Genomic DNA, 15,696 nt, shown 5'->3' with positions numbered 1-15,696 from the left:
CGCCAGTGTGGGGGTCCCGCAGCGCGATGTAGAGACGAACCGACCAAGAGCGTGATCGTTTGGTCTACCTGATGCTCATCGCGCTACGGGGAACGTGAACCTGTCGTTGATCCCCCGGAGTCCACGTTGTCCTCCGCCACACGAACAGCGCTGTCCTCGAGCCCTCTGCTGTCCCCCCACGGTCGACCTCATGAGCCTTGCCTGGCAGGAACGCCCTGCCACTGGACGGTGTGCGGTGGCCATTAGCATCTCCGCCGTCGTGCTCCTGGGCATTCTCGTATTCATTTTCGTCAGGAAGAGTGGACTGAATGCAGCGCACGCCATCGTGTGCAGTCTGTTCGGATTCTTCCTGGCGAGTACGTCGATGGCCCCGAGTATCAGTCGTTTCGTCACTGGAATTGCCGAGATGATCAGCCAGATTAGATTTTGAGGTCGGCCCGTTCTGTGGTCGCGCATCGAATTTGCGTTGCGCTGAAGACTCAAACCCCTTCCATTGAGTGCCGTTCCTCCCTCATTCTCCCGAGGCTCTCTGATGACATTGACCCCTAACCGAAAACGCAGGCTGTATCGCGCTGCACGCGTCCTTGAGGCGAGTATTGGCGGCGGTTTCCGGTCTTCGAGGTGTGACCATTTGCGATTTGAGGGCTCTTGATGCCTCTTGTGTATCACCCGGCTGGTCACGACGATGCCCTGCGGGTGGCTCTGGAGGAACTTGAGGCGGGCCGCTGGCGAACGGCCAAGAAGCTGCTGCTGGACACGGGTACTCACTGGGCGCTGCGGACGTCGCGTACTCAAATGTTGGCCGTTGCTGCTGCTCGGTCGGACGTGGTCAGCGTGTGGTTGAGCGAAGAGCCCGGCAGCTACGACGCGCAACTGATGAGCGCCCGCGTGGCCGTGGAGCGCGCGTTGCGTGCACACCGCCAACAGCATTTGCATGCATGGGAGTTCGAGGCCAAGGCGAGACGTGAGTCACTGCTCGCCGCCAACCGTGCACCGTACGACCCCCTGCCTTGGGTGTGCCTCGTGACGTTGGCGCAGATCGACACCCGACAGGTCCGTTCCGAGCATCGCATCGTGCCGGCCGAGCCCATGCTGCCGCACGGTCCGTGGAGCTTGCTGTACGAGGTCAACCAGCGAGATCCGTACAACCGTGAGGCCTATCACCGGGTGCTGCAGTTTCTGCTCGACGTTGAAGGGCCCGGGGGTGCTTCCTTGGCCGCGGTTTTCGACTTCGCAAGATGGGTGGCGTCGCAGCGGCCAGTGGGATCGCCGCTGCTGCTTCTGCCCGCGTACGCGCAGATCGAGCAGCGACGTCGATCCCGGGCTGAACCGTTGTGGCGTCAGCAGTGGGCACAGGACTCGACGCTCGGCTACACACTGAGCGCCTTTTACGAGTGGTTCCGCAAGATTCCCGCTGAACTGTGTTCGGTCGCCGATCTGAGCTGTCTCGCATATGCGTTGTGGGCAGGGAGCCAGTATCTGGAGGCGGCCGAAGTGTTCGCAGCGATGGGTCCGTACGCGGCTCGGGAGCCGTGGGCCTCAGTACACGAGGGTGCCACCGGTCCGGACCCGGGAGAGGCTCTGCTGCTCCGAGCACGTGCCGAGTCCTTCTCTTACGCCCGCTCTCACGGGCAGCGTGCCGGGCCGCATCCCTGATGGGTGCCCGTCCAACCCGGATTGGCATGAACCTGCCCTGTCTTGTTTTCACTGAATTTATGGAGGTGGTCCTGTGTCTCGTGTGGGCGCCAGTCATCGCGCGTCGTTTCGTAAGTCCGACGACGCGTACTTGCGGGAGCTTGGCTACGAGCCGGTACTGACCCGGCGGATGGGTCCGTTCGGGAATTTCGCGATCTCGTTCAGCGTCATCAGCGTTCTGTCCGGCTGCATGACCCTGTACGGATTCGGCCTGAACACCGGCGGTCCGTCGGTGATGTTGTGGGGCTGGGTCGTGGTGGGCGCGATGGTGATGTTCATCGGTGCCGCGCTGGCCGAGGTGACCTCGGCCTATCCGACCTCGGGGGCCTTGTACTACCAGGCGGAGCAGCTCGGCGGGCGGAAGTGGGGCTGGTACACGGGCTGGTTGAACCTGCTGGGCCTGCTCGGCGCGATCGCCGGCATCGACTACGGGGCCGCGCTGTTCGCGGGCGCCCTGTTCAACCTGCAGTGGGGATTCGTGCCGACGCCGGGCAAGATCATGGTGATCTTCCTGTGCATCCTCGCCCTGCACCTGGCCCTGAACCTGTTCGGGGTCCGGCTGGTCAGCATCCTCAACAGCATCAGCGTCTGGTGGCACCTCGGCGGCGTCACGGTGATCGTCGGCGCTCTGGCGATTGTCCCCTCCCACCACCAGTCCTCGGACTTCGTGTTCGGCGAGTTCGTCAACAACACCGGCTGGAGCCCCCTCTACGCGGCGGTGCTCGGTCTGCTGCTGGCCCAGTACACGTTCTGCGGGTACGACGCCTCCGCGCACCTGTCGGAGGAGACGACCGACGCGCAGGTGTCCGCATCACGCGGGATCATCCACGCCATCGGCTGGTCGTGGCTGGCCGGGTTCGTCCTGCTGGCCGGGCTCACGTTCGCGATCCAGGACTACGCGGGCACCGTGGGCACGGCGACGGGGGTGCCGCCGGCGCAGATCTTCCTGGATGCCCTGGGCGTGGCGGGGGCGAAGGCACTGCTCCTGGTGGTGATCATCGCGCAGTTGTGCTGTGGCAATGCCGAGACCGCCGCGGCAAGCCGGATGGTATTCGCGTTCTCGCGTGACGGGGCGTTGCCGGGCTCGCACCTGTGGCGGCAGGTCGACCGCCGTACCGGCACTCCGCGCATGGCCGTGCTGCTGGCGGTCGTGTGCGCCGCACTTCTGGCCCTGCCGAGCCTGTACAGCCCGGTCGCGTACGCGGCGATCACCAGTATCAACGTGGTCGGCATCACCCCGGCGTACGCGATCCCGATCTACCTGCGCATCAAGAACCGGGATCGCTTCCGGCCCGGCCCCTGGAACCTCGGCAACTGGGGTGTGGCCGTCGGCGCGATCGCCGTTGTCTGGGTGGTGTTCGTGACGGTGCTGTTCTGTCTGCCGCAGACACGGCCCGCCGGCGGCCTGGTGTCCGTGGAGACCTTCAACTACGCGCCGATCGCTCTGCTCGTCGTCCTCGCGCTGGCATGGGCGTGGTGGCGGAAGCAGGGCAGCTCGTACGAAGTGCCGGCCCAGAACTTCGACCGCTCGGCGGCCACGTACGAAAACGAGGTCGTCTGATGACGAGAACCACGAGCGGCAACGGCACCGTGGCACGCCTGGCTGCCGCGTCCGTCCCCGAGCGGCGCGGGTGCTCCGAGAAGGCCTTCTCCCTGTCTGACCTGCGGAACTTCGTCAAGGCGGGCGCCATCGACACGGTGCTGCTCGCCGTCCCCGATCTGCAGGGGAGGCTGAAGGGGAAGCGTTACGACGCGGACCACTTCCTCAAGCGCGTCGCGCATCACGGCGCCGAGGTGTGCGCCTACGTCCTGGCCACCGACATCGACATGAGCCCGGCGGACGGCTTCGCCCTGACCTCGTGGGAGACCGGCTACCAGGACCTGTCCGTGCAACCGGACCTGTCGACCCTGAGCATCGTGCCGTGGCTGCCACGCACCGTTGTCGTGCTCGGCGATGCCGTCCACCACGACGGAACACCGATCGACATCGCACCCCGCCAGATCCTCCACCAGCAGCTGACCCGGCTGTCGCGGCACGGTCTGCACCCCAAGGCGGGGATCGAGACCGAGTTCGTCCTCTACAGGGGCACGTACGAGGACGCGGAACAGGCCAACTATCAGGGCCTGCGGCCGTTGACGACGGAGAACCTGGACTACGCCCTCGACCACGACCCCGTATCCGACCGGTTCCTGCGCCGTCTTCAGCGGGCGCTCGCCGGCGCCGGGATGCCCGTGGAAGCGATCAAGACCGAGGCCGGTCCTGGCCAGGTCGAGGTGACCTTCCCGTACGGGAGCGCGCTCAACGCCTGCGACCGGCACCCACTCTTCAAGCACGCCGTGCGCACCCTGGGTCTGCGCGCCGGTCTGGCACCCACGTTCATGGCAGCCCCGGAAACCGACCGAGCCAACGGCCTGCACCTGCACGTCTCGCTGTGGTCGAAGGCCATCAGCCAACTCAACGAGCCTGGCAGCGAGTACGGACTGTCCCAGATCGGTCAGCACGCCATCGCGGGTCTGCTCGCCGGCCTGCCCGAGTTGGGCCCGTTCTACGCACCCAACGTCAATTCCTACAAGCGGTTCACGCCCGGCTCGTTCGCGCCGACCACGTTCACCTGGGGCCGCGACAACCGCACCTGCGCGGTCCGCGTCGTCGGCCGCGGTGAAGGGCTGCACCTGGAGATCCGTGTGCCGGGCGCGGACGCCAACCCCTACCTGGCGCTGTCGGCGGTACTGGCGGCCATCGACCACGGTCTCGAGCGGAAGCTCACCCTTGGTCCCGAAGCGACCGGCAACGCCTATCGCGCGGGTGGGATCCCCGTGCCGCCCACCCTCGGACCGGCTCTGACCGCCTTCCAGAACAGTGCCCTCGCGCAGGAAGCCTTCGGCGCCGGGGTGGTCGAGCACTATGCCCGTCTCGCCCGCCTGGAACTCGCCCACGACGAGCGCCTCGTCACCGACACCGAGCGGCAGCGATGGCTGGCTCGCGCCTGACACGCCCGACTCACAGAAAGGACGCACAACCGTGAGTGCCCGCCCGACCCGCCCGCCCGCGACGCTTCCGCTGACACCCGCACAGCTTCGGATCGCCCAGAAGGTCGCGGAGGGCGAGAACACCCACGCGATCGCCTCCGAGCTGTCCATCACCGTCGGCACGATCAACGTGCAGCTGAAGCACTGCGGACAGAAGCTCGGCGTGAGAGGCCGGGCCGCCGTCGTCCACGCCTGCTTCGTCACCGGGCAACTCCAGCGTCCCGAGACGGCCACCTCTCCGGAGGCGTTCTCGGAAACGGAGATCGAGACATGACGGATGGTCGCGATCGGTACGACGTCACAGGAGTTCGCGGACCGGGCCCGCATCAGCCGTGACAGCGCGCTGGCGCGGGTCAGGGCCCTGCGGGAGCGCGTCAAGGCCGAGAACGACCCGCACCTCGTGATCTTCGGCTGGAGCTGTGAGGTGCTCGACGAGTCCCTGACCGAGATGGCCTCCGGGACCGTCCTTCATGTTCCTACCCCCAGATGACCAGCTCAGGCCGCAATGTCAGTGCCCCCTGGCAAGCTACCCACCCACAACAGGACACTGAGTGCATCCGACCCGTCACCCATCGTGGCGTAGTCGGAGGGCTCGGCGAGCGGAAGGGCGCACCGTGACCGACATGCCCAGCGCACTCCACCACCTGGTGGAGTCGGTGACCGACACGTACACGGTGGTCGCCGAGCACCCCAGGCCCGGCGACATCCGGCCTTCCGTCTGGGAGGTCAACGTGCCTGACGGCGAGAGGTGGTTCGGGAAGCTCCACGCGGGCGCGAAGCTCCACCATCGCGAGGTGACCGCGTACCAGAAGTGGACCGTGGCCATGGGCGCCGGCCGGGCACCCGAGCTGGTCGCCTCGGACACGCACACGCGCACCGCCTTGATCACCGCCGTGCCCGGAGGCGGTCTCGACACGCTGCGCCTGCCGACCGAGCAGGAACGGGCGGCCTACGAGCAGGCGGGCGAACTGCTCGCCCAGTTCCACACCGCGGCAGCCGACGAGCCGACGCCGGCAGCGACGGAGGAGGCGTGGGACGGGGCGGTCGCCCAACTGCTGGACCGTACGGCGGCGTACGTGCCGGAGTACGACCTCGCGATCGTGCGCACGCTCGCCGAGGAAGTGCCTCCGAGCCTGCCCCAGGTATCCCAGCACGGCGACTACATGCCCAAGAACTGGATGTGGGACGAGACCGAACAGCGGCTGCGGATCATCGACTTCGAGCGCACGGAGCTTCGGCCCGCCGCCTACCGGGACCTGAGCCGACTGCGCTACCGGATCCTGCACCACCGCCCCGACCTCAACGCCGCCTTCCACCACGGATACGGCCGGCCCCTCACCACGGAGGAACTCGTCGCATGCCGGGCCTACGGGGCACTGGATGCTCTGGACTCGCTGAACTGGGGGATCAAGCACCGCGACGGCGGCCTGGTCGACGAGGCGCACATCATGCTGGAGAACCTTCGCCTGGAGACCCGCAAGAGGGTGTGGGGCGGGTGGCGTACATGAACGTCTTCGCTCGAACGTCCGCGGCTCCGCACCTGTTCGGCGAGCGTCGCGATGCCTTCGAACTGACCGTCACCAACGCCCTCACTCCCTGCGTCGACAGGGGAGTGCTCACGGAGGACTACGCCTTCACCCTCCTCACGGCATGCCGCCCCTCCGCAGGCGGAGGCCGGTGATCTGTATGGACGAAGCAGACTGGGGCGAGACGTTGACCGCTGACGTGCTGGAAGACCGGTACGGGCTGGTCGCCGACATCGTCGAACCGGTGCACATGGGCACGGACACCATCAACCGGCGAGTCCTGACGGACGACGGGCTGCGGCTGTACGTCAAGCAGTACCCCTCGATGGCCGACCTGGACGAGGCGCGCAACGCGTGGGACATGTCGGAGTACTGCCGGGCCGCGAAACTCCCCGTTCCACGCGTGTGGCCCGACGCCAACGACAACCTGGTCACCATCGCGGGAGGCAGCGCATGGGCCGTGGTCGACGAGGCTCCCGGACGGGTGAACACGTCGGCGATGACGTTCCCCCTCGCCGAGCACATCGGCGTCGTCATGGGACGCATGCACCGTGCGCTCGCCGCCTACCCCCTGCCCAGGCGCGTGCAGCAGACCCGCTGGCGGACCGAGCCCGTCGAGGACGCCGTAGCGAAATGCGACACCGTGCTGGCCAGAGCCACGAGCCAAGGCCACGACCGTCTCGACCAACTGCGCGTCGAACTCGACCAGCGGCGTGGGGACCTGCGGGCCCACGTGCACCTGTTGCGGGAACATCTGCCCGAGACCCTGGCGGAACAGGCGCTGCATGCGGATCTCAGCCGCACCAACCTGATCACCCTCGCCGATGCCGTCACCGGCGTCATCGACTTCCGTTGCGCCAGCGCGATGCCGGCCTGGGAGTTGGGGCGGGCGGCCTTCGATCCGCGCACCGTGGCGACCAGCACCGAGTGGGCCGCTTGCGCACTGGCGATGGCCAGGGCCTACCGCTCGGAGCACCCCAGCCTCCCGATGCGGGAGGTGCGGGCATGCGCCCGGATCGCGCTGCTGTACATGCTGTTCAGCTTCTACGGCGCCACCACCGCCGAGTACGACCTGCCGGGGGAGGCGGAGGCGGATCTGAAGCGGCACTGGCGCGAGCGTCAGATCGCCATCCGCCGCCTGCTCAGTGACCTTGAGGGCATCGAAGACGAGCTCACCGGCCTCGGGGCGAGCGGAGGCACGTCGTGACCATCCAGCACCTACCGACTGCGCTGAACAAAACGGCTGACGAGCGACAGCCTCAACCACGAACGGCATACAGGGGGACGTCTTGGCGTATCAAACGGTGATCGGCCTGCACCTCGCACTCATCCGCGAACAGCGTGATCCGCTGGGATTCCGTACGACCTCCCTGGCCCGGCACCGCGTGTCGGCGGAGGGCTGGAGCCGATGACAACCATCCCGAAGCCCACCGCGACAACCGCGCCGACCGGCGAGGCGGAGGTCTCGGATGAGGAACTGAAGTTCGTCATCCCCGGCGACCGCCGTATCGAGGCCGCCAACGCGATCTCGACCCGTGCGATGGCCCGGCGTCTGCCCCAACTGATCCGCCGGTCCCTCGCACTGGGCTGGCAGGTCGACCGCGCCGCAGTCATCGCCCTGCTCGGCGTGCAGCTCCTCTCGGGGGTGCTGGAAGCGTTCGGGCTGATGGCCACCACCGGGGTGATCAAGCCGCTGATCGCGTCACAGCACATCAACGGCGACCAGCTCCGCTCCGCCGTACCTTCCCTTGTCGTCCTGTCGGGGGCCATCGGTCTGCGTGCCCTGCTGAGTATCGCCTCCACCGCCCTGTCGTCACGGCTGGCCCCGCGCATTGCCCGGGAGGCCGAACTCGAGCTCCTCGACGCGGCGACCAAGGCGGAACTGGCCGCGTACGACAACCCCGGATACAACGACCGCTGGGACGCGGCCGACCGGGGAGTGGAAGTCTCCAGGGACCTCCTCACCCAAGCGCAGTACATCCTTGCCGCAACGGCATCGCTGATCGCCTCAGCGTTTGTCCTGACCGCAGTGCACCCGATCCTTCTGCCGCTCCTCCTCCTGGCAGCCTTGCCGAAGGGCGTGGCCAGCGTGCGTGCGGCGCGCATCAGCTACATCGCCTCGCTCGCCACGACCAAGGACCGGCGGCTGCTGGGCATGCTGCGCTGGTACCTGGTCGACAAGCAGATCGCCGACCAGGTCCGGTCCGGCACCATGGCGTCGTTCCTGCTCGACAAATACCGCACGGCCGGAGCGCGGATCGACAGGACCACCGACCAGGCCACCTGGCGCTCGGCCAGGATCTCCCTGGTGGGCGGGGCAGCGGGAGGTCTCGCCCACGCGGTGGTGTGGGTGGCCCTGGCGCTGCTGGTGTCCGCCGGGCAGATCTCGGTCGCCGCCCTCGGCACCGCGTTCCTCGCATTGGGCCGCGTCAGCGCGGGACTGGACGGGGTCGTCGGCTACGGAGCCCAGCTCTTCCGCACCGGAATGTACTTGGACGACTGGGCGGACTTCATCGACGAAGCCGGAGGACACCGCATCGACCGCGGCTCTCAGGCGCCGGTCGCCCCAACCGTCGTACGCGCCGAGAGCATCACCTTCCAGTACCCGAGCGCCGACCGTCCCGCCCTCGACGACGTCTCCTTGGAGGTCCGGCGCGGCGAAGTCGTCGCGCTGGTGGGCGAGAACGGCTCAGGCAAGACCACCCTCAGCAAGATCCTCTCGGCTCTGTACCTGCCAGATCAAGGAGCGGTCTCCTGGGACGGAACCGACACCAGGGACCTGGACGCGCACGCCACCTGGGAGCGTGTCGCCGTCGTACCACAGTCCTACGCGAACTGGCCTCTGTCGGCGCGGGAGAACATCACCCTCGGCCAGGCCACCGAGGAAGGGGACGCCGCGGTGCTCGCCGCGGCGCATGCCGCAGGCGCCGACGAGGTCATCGACGGGTTGCGCAGCGGGCTGAACACGCTGTTGGCCAAGGAATGGTGGGGTGGGCAGGAACTGTCCGGCGGACAATGGCAGAGGATCGCGCTCGCCCGCGCCTTCCATCGGCCGGCCGGACTGCTCGTCCTGGACGAACCGACCGCGGCCCTCGACCCAAGGGCCGAGCACCGCATCTTCACCGGGCTGCGCCGGCTCGCCGCCGACCGCGCCGTCGTCCTGGTCACGCACAGGCTCACCAACGTGACCATCGCCGACCGCATCGTCGTTTTGGACAAAGGCCGGGTCATCCAGCACGGCACCCCCGAGGAGCTGCTCGCTCAACAGGACGGTTTGTTCCGTGAACTGTGGGATCTGCAGAACGAGCGCACAGGGCGCGTACCTGCCCAGACCGACTCGGACGAGCACGTCGAACCAAATCAGTCTGCCCTGTTCTGAGCACGCGGTGCGGATGGAGAGTTCCGCGAGGTCGGGTTGATCGACGGCGAACGCATACGTCTTCAGGCGTCTGGTGCAGCGGCTCTGCTGGCAGCCCGGACGAGAAATCAGTTGCAGTGAACTGTTCACTGCGATTTGCTAGGGGCATGGCGCAGTCCATCTCCCCCCAGGCCCTGGTACGCCAGCGACTGTTCAGGGACATGAGCGTGGAAGAGCTCGCTGCGGCCGTCGGTGTCACGTCACGTGCCGTGCGCCACTGGGAGACGGGAGCACGGGCCGTAGGCGACCGGGCTTTCGGACGGCTGCTGGAGGTCTTGCGCTGTGATGCTCGGGAGTTGACGGGCAACGAGCCAGGCACCGAGACTCTCGCGGACCTGCGCCGTGTCGCGGGCATCAGCACGGAAGAGACCGCCTCAGTTCTGCGGCGTAAGCGGGGCGCACAGGGTCTGCATCTCAGCGCCGAGAAGATCCGGGACCTGGAACGCGGCCGTCACGTACGCGGCTGGATGTGGCGCTCGCCCGAATCCCTGGGGCAGGTGGCGTGCATGCTGGCCCAGGTCTACGGGGTTCCCGTCCGGGTGGTGATGGACGCCTGGCACCGCAGCCGCCCGGAGGACCCCCTCCCGGTACTTCCCGAGCGACAGCCGCGACGGCCGTCCGAGGAGGCGATGACCGCCTGGCAGGCTCTCAACGATCGACAGCGCACCTACCTGACCTGCATCTTCCAGCAGGACCAGGAGGCCGAGGCGGAGCAGCGGCAGAACCGCTACGCGGGAGCGCGGCGCCAGCCAGCAGTCGAGTGGCGGCGCATGACACTCGCCCTCTCCGTCCCGTCCGACGTCGTCGGCTACACCCGCATTCAGGAGCGGCTGCGCGAGGCCGGGGTGCATGATCCGGGAGCCGGGTCTTCTGTGGCCGCTCTGGAACGACGGGGCCTGATCCGCGTGTACCGGGACCGGGTACATCTCGACGGACTGGGGGACGTGCCCCGCACCAGGGTTGAAATGACCCGGCGTGGCAGGGCGGTGACCCGCACAGCGCTGGGTGTCTCCCGCGAAGCCGGACCGCCGGCGCCGCTACTGTCGCCGTGGTTGTGGAAGATCATGGTCCGTGTCGCACGCGCTGGGGCACAGGGAGTGGACGGCAGTCTCGCCGGACGTGGACCGCACTACCTCGCGGTGGGGCAGAGCCCCGACGGGCGTACCCCGAGCAGGGGCTTCATCGTCCTTCGGCACCCGGACGGAGTGGCCCACGGGCCGTACCGGTGGCTTCTCACCGACTCCGGTCGGCGCCACATCACCGACCACCTCGACGCCTACCGTGCCCTGTACCCCGGTATCGACACCCAGGGGCTCGAAGATGTTTTCGATTAAGGTCTTCGGGGGAAGGGCCACTGTCAGTGCCCTGTCGTAGGGTTCCGGCTCGTGAAGCAAGCTGATGACACGACAGGCATTCAGCAGACACATGCCCTGCTGGAAATCGTCAAGGCGTTCGCCGTGTGTGAGCACGCGATGGCCAGCGAGGAGCTGGACGGCCCGAAGCGTCTGGACCGGCTCATCGAGGCCCACGGGATCCTGATGGCGGCGTGCGGCCCCGGGCATCTGATCCGCTTCGAGGAACTGCTGGGGAGGCTCACCGGTGACCGGGCAGGCTCCCTGGAGGGGCTGCTGCCGGACTGGATCGACACCCGGGCTCTCGCCGGCGTGCGGCTGATGGACAGTGAGGGAGTCGCCACCGAGGACGGGTTCGACTTCCGGCACGAAGCCCAGCGCGTCATGCGGGCCGCCCAGAAGGTCGGCAAGTTCAGCGGCCAGGTGACGAAACCCAAGCTGGATGACGAGTACAGCCAGGAAGCCGTCTTCAGCGCGATCAAAGGCCCCTTCTACGAGAGGCACCGCACCACGCTGGTGGAGAACCCGACGGTCCCGAAGGGAAGCCTCCCTGACCTCAAGCTGCCGTCCCGGGCGAACGACTTCTACAAGCCGATCTCCCAATACGCGCAGTACAACGGTTGGTGGTGGCCTTGTCCCGCCTGCAAGTGGCCGATGAAGGTGGCAGCCACCCGTTCCGGTGCACGCATCCAGGGCAGGGTGCGGTGTCTGTACCCCTGGCACGAAGAGACCGGGGCGTCCTACGAGTTCGTCGTGACCACTCGGAAGAAGTCGGCACCCACCCTGAGTCCGACGTTTGGGTGCAGAGTCCCGTCCGGACGCTTCGCTGCACTGTGGACCGGGGCTGTTCCGCAGCTGCCGGAGGCTCAGCCGGTCGAGGAGTACGTGGCGTTGGTGCGGCCGGTGTGGCGCTACACCGTCGTCCCTGGCCTGCCTGAACTCGCTCTTCACCGTGCTGTCTCAGCGGACCTTGAAGGCACGGCCTGGACGTCACACCTGTGGCCCAACGGAGACCAGTGCGATCACTGGATCACCCAACCGGACAGCGAGAAACCGGCGTTCCCTGCCGACTTCAAGGACTACACGTGGGTGAACCACCTGGTCAGCAAACTCCACATGGACGGTGGTGACCGAGGAGGAGCGGAGTACCTGGTGGTGCCCGACCACCGCCAGGAGCAGGTGGCCCAGCTCGACATGGTGTGCCGCATGCACGGGATGAAGGCGGCGATGACCGCTACCGACTACGTCGAGATGGTCATCACGGGAGTCAAGGAGGGTCGGGCGTGAGCGGGGAGATGACGGGTCGGGAAGCCGGCCTGGCGGGGGCACTTGCACTGGCGGCGCACTACTTTCCGCGCAAGGACGACGAGGGCCGGGTGCTGGCCGGCTTCGAAGAGGCTTCCTTCTTCGCCCACCGCAAGCCGCGGGCGTGGTCGGAATGGGCGAGGCTGCCGGTGGCCGAGAGGAACGTCATCCGTCAGGTGATGGTCCTGATGTCGCCGGAGTGGACGGACCCGAAGAAGCTCAAGGCGGCGGCCCTCGCGTTGCTCGGAGCCTTCGCTCCCGATGCCGACATGGCCGACAGGACAGGTGGTTCGCTGCGACTGCCGACCAGGGAACCCGAAACGGCCGATGCCGTGATTCCCCGGGTGGGAGGGAACTGCCTCGACTATGCGCGGCGTGTTGTCGGCCCCTTCTTCACCTTCGGCAAGCGCCCCAAGGCGCAGGCGTTCGTCGGTCCCGGCACGCATAGGACGAGAACCGCCTACCTGGGCAAGGAGCACGGCACGACCAGCCGTGACATCTACATCCAGGAGACCCCCGGCTTCCTTGAAGCGCCCGGTCACGAGGCTCTGCCACAGGTGAGGACTCGTCCGCAGCGCGACCGTGTGGCACCGACGGTGAAGGGACTCCTGAAGGTTGCCAAGATCCTCAGCGGCCGGGACAAGAGCGTCGCCTACCTCCACAAGACCCTGAAGCGCTTCTTCAAGGGCATGAAGACCACCGACGGCGCGCTGACGGAACTCGACCTGTCCTCGGGGGACCTCCAGGTCCTCAACGCCCCGACGGGAAGCGGCAAGACGGTCCTGGTGCGGGTCATGGCGTCCTGGGCGGCGCTGAACGACGTCCGGATCGCCCTCGCGGTCACCGACGTCCGCGCAACCCTCGACATGGCCTGGGACATCAACAACGACCTGGCTTACCTGCACAGGGAGAGACATCTCCCCGAGCCCGCTCACTGCACTCCGCTGATGTCGCCGACGAGCATGTACCGCCGGGCCATGGACTACGCCGCCCTCAGCCCCTCCACCCAGATCGATCAGTGGGATCGTCGTGCCAGGACCGACATCGGGCTCCTGTCGGCCGGCTGCGCGCAGCGGGCCCTCATGGACCCACCGAACCTGTACCCGCACGGCGAGGAGAATTGCACGTCGCTGACCTCCGCCGCCACCGGATCCACCCGGCACACCTGCTCCTTCGCCCCTGTGTGCGGCAAGTTCCAGCAGTTCTACCGGGCAGCCGACGCGGCCGTGGTCGTCACCAACCACGCGAACCTGCTGGAAGGCCGTACCCGCATCGGTGTCGTGCTGGACGGGCAGGAGTTCCGTGGCAAGGCACGCGGTACGAGGGGCATGAGCGTGCTGGAGATGACGCTGAGGGCCTGCGACGTGATGCTGATCGACGAGATCGACGCCTTCCAGACGGCCGCCGTCAGCCGCTGCACCTCGGAGATCACCTTGGCGTCTCGGAAGCGGACGACTGCTCTTCGGGAGATCGACCAGGACGCCAAGAACCTTCCCATCGTCCACGAGATGGACCTGGTGTCTCCGGTCAGCCACGCCCGCCTGATGGCCGAGATGCTGCTGCTGTGGCTCTGCTCCGGCAGCGGGTTGAAGCTGAACCCGGGCAACGAGACGGACAACCCCGACGGAGCCAGCCGCGACAACACCGGCTGGCGCCTGGCCCGCTCCCGGGACCGCGAAATCCTCCAGCTCCTCTTCCCCGACCAGACGGCCGGCGAGGACATCCCCCCGGACCTCTTCGCCCTTCTCGAAGAGGTCATGCCCGCCCACCGGCATGAGTCCGAGTTTTATGAGGAGACCGAACTCCCCGAGGGAGCCGACTGGGAGGCCGTCCAGACAGCCCTGACAGTGCTTACCGCCCAGCGGGGCCAAGACCATCTCACCGACACGCGCGAGGAGATGCGCAAGCTCCTGGCAGGCATCGTGCCGGATGCGTACAAGCGGTCAGCGGTGGTGAACCTACTGGTCACTCGTACTGTGCTCCGGGAACTCGACGCTGCGCTGGACAGTCTGCGCGAGCGGGCACAGACCCTGCGTTACCTGGACCTCGGGTCAGTCCGCAAGATCCTCGAAACCATGCGCAGCAGTACGGTTGCCACCCTTTACCCCCTGGCGATGCTGGGCCGGTCCATCCACGGCTACCAGGTGAAGGGAATGGACAACAAGGAGAAGGAGGCGGAACTCCTCTCCCGTTCCTTCGGTGGCGACCCGCACACCTTCGTCTCCGAACTCGGCGGCCTCACCGCCCTGCTGACTGCCGGAGTGCAGCGACCGGTCATGGGCCTGTCCGCGACCGCCTACCTTCCTCAGGCCGTACAGGAGCACATCCATGCCCCCGTGCGCTGGTGGCTGCCCGACACCCGCCCCGAGTCCATCGTCACCGTCCCCACCCCGGTTCGAGGCCGCAACGGCGACGCCATGAGGATCGGAGGACTCCCGCCCGAACTGAAACCCAACGCTCTCCGCGACCTCGGTAGGGGCCTGTACGAGCAGCAACTTGCCAAGCGCCTCGTCCGACTGGAGAAGCAGGAACCGGAGCGGGCCCGCGTCATCCTCGCAGTCAACTCCTACGAGCAGGCCGCCTACCTCGCATCGGGGGTGGCGCAGGCCGACGGCCTGAATCACCGGGTCTGCCTGCTGGTGAAGAAACCGGAGAAGCAGAACTACGAGGAGCATCTCCCCGCCCACGTGGACAGGATGGTCCGGGAGGAGCTGAAGGAGTTCCCTGGCCGCGGCGAGATCCTGATCGCCCCTCTCGCCGTCATCGGGCGAGGCCTGAACATCGTGGTCGGTACCCGCTCGGCGGTCCGCGACATCTACCTGTGCGTTCGCCCCGTGCTTAGCATCGAGGACACCGACTGGATGCATGCGAGCGTCAACGCCGCCGGAGTCAACACCCTTCCCGTAGAGGGTTGTGATGAGCCCCTTCCAGTCCTGCAGAAGGCCAGCGAAGCCTCATGGAAGCAGCTGTCCAAGATCCTTCGTTCGCCGGCCCGGTTCTCCAACATGGACCACGACCTCCGCAAGGAGCTCGTGGCAGGCATGCTCGTGCTGCTCATCCAACTCGCCGGCCGAGCCCGCCGTGGCGAGACCGACATGACCCTCCACATCGTGGACCACTCCATCCACGACAAGAAGTTCAGTTCGGACCTGGCCACGATCATCAAACAGATCTACGCCGACTGGAATCCAGAGCAGCTCGAGATCATGAACGAGCTCTACGGTCAAGCACTTCAGGCATTCCTGACCTATGCGGGTCTCGACCGCGACATGATTTGAACCACCCACTGCCAGTCTCCGCCTTTTCGAGACGGAGTTGCGACCGCTTCCCTCTGCCCGGGGAGAGAAACCAGAAAGACGAGGTAACGCCC

Annotated in this window: 14 protein-coding genes; all 14 read left to right on the top strand. The window is 67.1% G+C overall.

Going from position 1 to position 15,696, the window contains the following annotated elements; all coding sequences use genetic code 11:
• Nucleotides 1–235: 235 nt before the first annotated feature.
• The 14 genes from HW837_RS49340 (at nucleotide 236) to HW837_RS43750 (ending at nucleotide 15,604) form a co-directional block, all read left to right on the top strand.
• Nucleotides 236–430 carry a hypothetical protein gene (locus HW837_RS49340; RefSeq protein ID WP_313895669.1) on the top strand — a complete coding sequence of 65 codons (195 nt, stop codon included), beginning with the start codon at nucleotides 236–238 and terminating at the stop codon, nucleotides 428–430.
• A gap of 221 nt (nucleotides 431–651) precedes the next feature.
• Entirely contained in the window at nucleotides 652–1,656 is a 1,005-nt protein-coding gene (locus HW837_RS43805; RefSeq protein WP_193382777.1) for a hypothetical protein, read from the top strand.
• 73 nt (nucleotides 1,657–1,729) lie between these two features.
• Nucleotides 1,730–3,256, top strand: a complete 1,527-nt coding sequence (locus HW837_RS43800; protein WP_193382778.1) for an amino acid permease — start codon at nucleotides 1,730–1,732, stop codon at nucleotides 3,254–3,256.
• Nucleotides 3,256–4,686, top strand: coding sequence for a glutamine synthetase family protein (locus tag HW837_RS43795; protein WP_196790232.1), 1,431 nt, complete (start codon nucleotides 3,256–3,258; stop codon nucleotides 4,684–4,686). Before HW837_RS43800 ends, HW837_RS43795 begins: the two co-directional genes overlap by 1 nt.
• Nucleotides 4,687–4,717: 31 nt before the next feature.
• Nucleotides 4,718–4,999, top strand: a complete 282-nt coding sequence (locus HW837_RS43790; protein WP_193382779.1) for a helix-turn-helix transcriptional regulator — start codon at nucleotides 4,718–4,720, stop codon at nucleotides 4,997–4,999.
• Nucleotides 5,000–5,002: 3 nt separating this feature from the next.
• Nucleotides 5,003–5,215 (top strand): hypothetical protein, encoded by a 213-nt coding sequence (locus HW837_RS43785; RefSeq protein ID WP_193382780.1) that lies wholly within the window; start codon nucleotides 5,003–5,005, stop codon nucleotides 5,213–5,215.
• A 133-nt stretch (nucleotides 5,216–5,348) separates the two neighbouring features.
• The gene (locus tag HW837_RS43780; protein ID WP_193382781.1) at nucleotides 5,349–6,233 is read left to right on the top strand and encodes an aminoglycoside phosphotransferase family protein; all 885 of its coding nucleotides are present in this window, start codon (nucleotides 5,349–5,351) and stop codon (nucleotides 6,231–6,233) included.
• The gene (locus tag HW837_RS43775; protein ID WP_193382782.1) at nucleotides 6,230–6,406 is read left to right on the top strand and encodes a hypothetical protein; all 177 of its coding nucleotides are present in this window, start codon (nucleotides 6,230–6,232) and stop codon (nucleotides 6,404–6,406) included. Before HW837_RS43780 ends, HW837_RS43775 begins: the two co-directional genes overlap by 4 nt.
• Nucleotides 6,407–6,411: 5 nt before the next feature.
• Nucleotides 6,412–7,458 carry a phosphotransferase enzyme family protein gene (locus HW837_RS43770; RefSeq protein WP_196790231.1) on the top strand — a complete coding sequence of 349 codons (1,047 nt, stop codon included), beginning with the start codon at nucleotides 6,412–6,414 and terminating at the stop codon, nucleotides 7,456–7,458.
• An 82-nt stretch (nucleotides 7,459–7,540) separates the two neighbouring features.
• Nucleotides 7,541–7,663: a hypothetical protein gene (locus tag HW837_RS49835; RefSeq protein WP_269153810.1), complete on the top strand. Its 123-nt coding sequence runs from the start codon at nucleotides 7,541–7,543 to the stop codon at nucleotides 7,661–7,663.
• Nucleotides 7,660–9,630: an ABC transporter ATP-binding protein gene (locus HW837_RS43765; protein ID WP_193382784.1), complete on the top strand. Its 1,971-nt coding sequence runs from the start codon at nucleotides 7,660–7,662 to the stop codon at nucleotides 9,628–9,630. Before HW837_RS49835 ends, HW837_RS43765 begins: the two co-directional genes overlap by 4 nt.
• Before the next feature lie 146 nt (nucleotides 9,631–9,776).
• Entirely contained in the window at nucleotides 9,777–11,003 is a 1,227-nt protein-coding gene (locus HW837_RS43760) for a helix-turn-helix domain-containing protein (protein ID WP_193382785.1), read from the top strand.
• A 51-nt stretch (nucleotides 11,004–11,054) separates the two neighbouring features.
• Nucleotides 11,055–12,308, top strand: a complete 1,254-nt coding sequence (locus HW837_RS43755) for a restriction endonuclease-related protein (protein ID WP_313895666.1) — start codon at nucleotides 11,055–11,057, stop codon at nucleotides 12,306–12,308.
• Complete coding sequence (locus HW837_RS43750; protein WP_313895667.1) at nucleotides 12,305–15,604, top strand: hypothetical protein; 3,300 nt, start codon at nucleotides 12,305–12,307, stop codon at nucleotides 15,602–15,604. Before HW837_RS43755 ends, HW837_RS43750 begins: the two co-directional genes overlap by 4 nt.
• Nucleotides 15,605–15,696: the final 92 nt, after the last annotated feature.

This window comes from Streptomyces caniscabiei (assembly GCF_014930365.1).
Lineage (GTDB): Bacteria > Actinomycetota > Actinomycetes > Streptomycetales > Streptomycetaceae > Streptomyces > Streptomyces caniscabiei.
This window is presented reverse-complemented; position numbering and strand designations above follow the sequence as displayed.

What these genes read in the sequence shown, in the direction of transcription:
- HW837_RS43760 (WP_193382785.1), top strand. Translation starts at nt 9,777, where the DNA reads ATGGCGCAGTCCATCTCCCCCCAGGCCCTGGTACGCCAGCGACTGTTC.
- HW837_RS43795 (WP_196790232.1), top strand. Translation starts at nt 3,256, where the DNA reads ATGACGAGAACCACGAGCGGCAACGGCACCGTGGCACGCCTGGCTGCC.
- HW837_RS43775 (WP_193382782.1), top strand. Translation starts at nt 6,230, where the DNA reads ATGAACGTCTTCGCTCGAACGTCCGCGGCTCCGCACCTGTTCGGCGAG.
- HW837_RS43805 (WP_193382777.1), top strand. Translation starts at nt 652, where the DNA reads ATGCCTCTTGTGTATCACCCGGCTGGTCACGACGATGCCCTGCGGGTG.
- HW837_RS43765 (WP_193382784.1), top strand. Translation starts at nt 7,660, where the DNA reads ATGACAACCATCCCGAAGCCCACCGCGACAACCGCGCCGACCGGCGAG.
- HW837_RS43785 (WP_193382780.1), top strand. Translation starts at nt 5,003, where the DNA reads ATGGTCGCGATCGGTACGACGTCACAGGAGTTCGCGGACCGGGCCCGC.
- HW837_RS43780 (WP_193382781.1), top strand. Translation starts at nt 5,349, where the DNA reads ATGCCCAGCGCACTCCACCACCTGGTGGAGTCGGTGACCGACACGTAC.
- HW837_RS43770 (WP_196790231.1), top strand. Translation starts at nt 6,412, where the DNA reads ATGGACGAAGCAGACTGGGGCGAGACGTTGACCGCTGACGTGCTGGAA.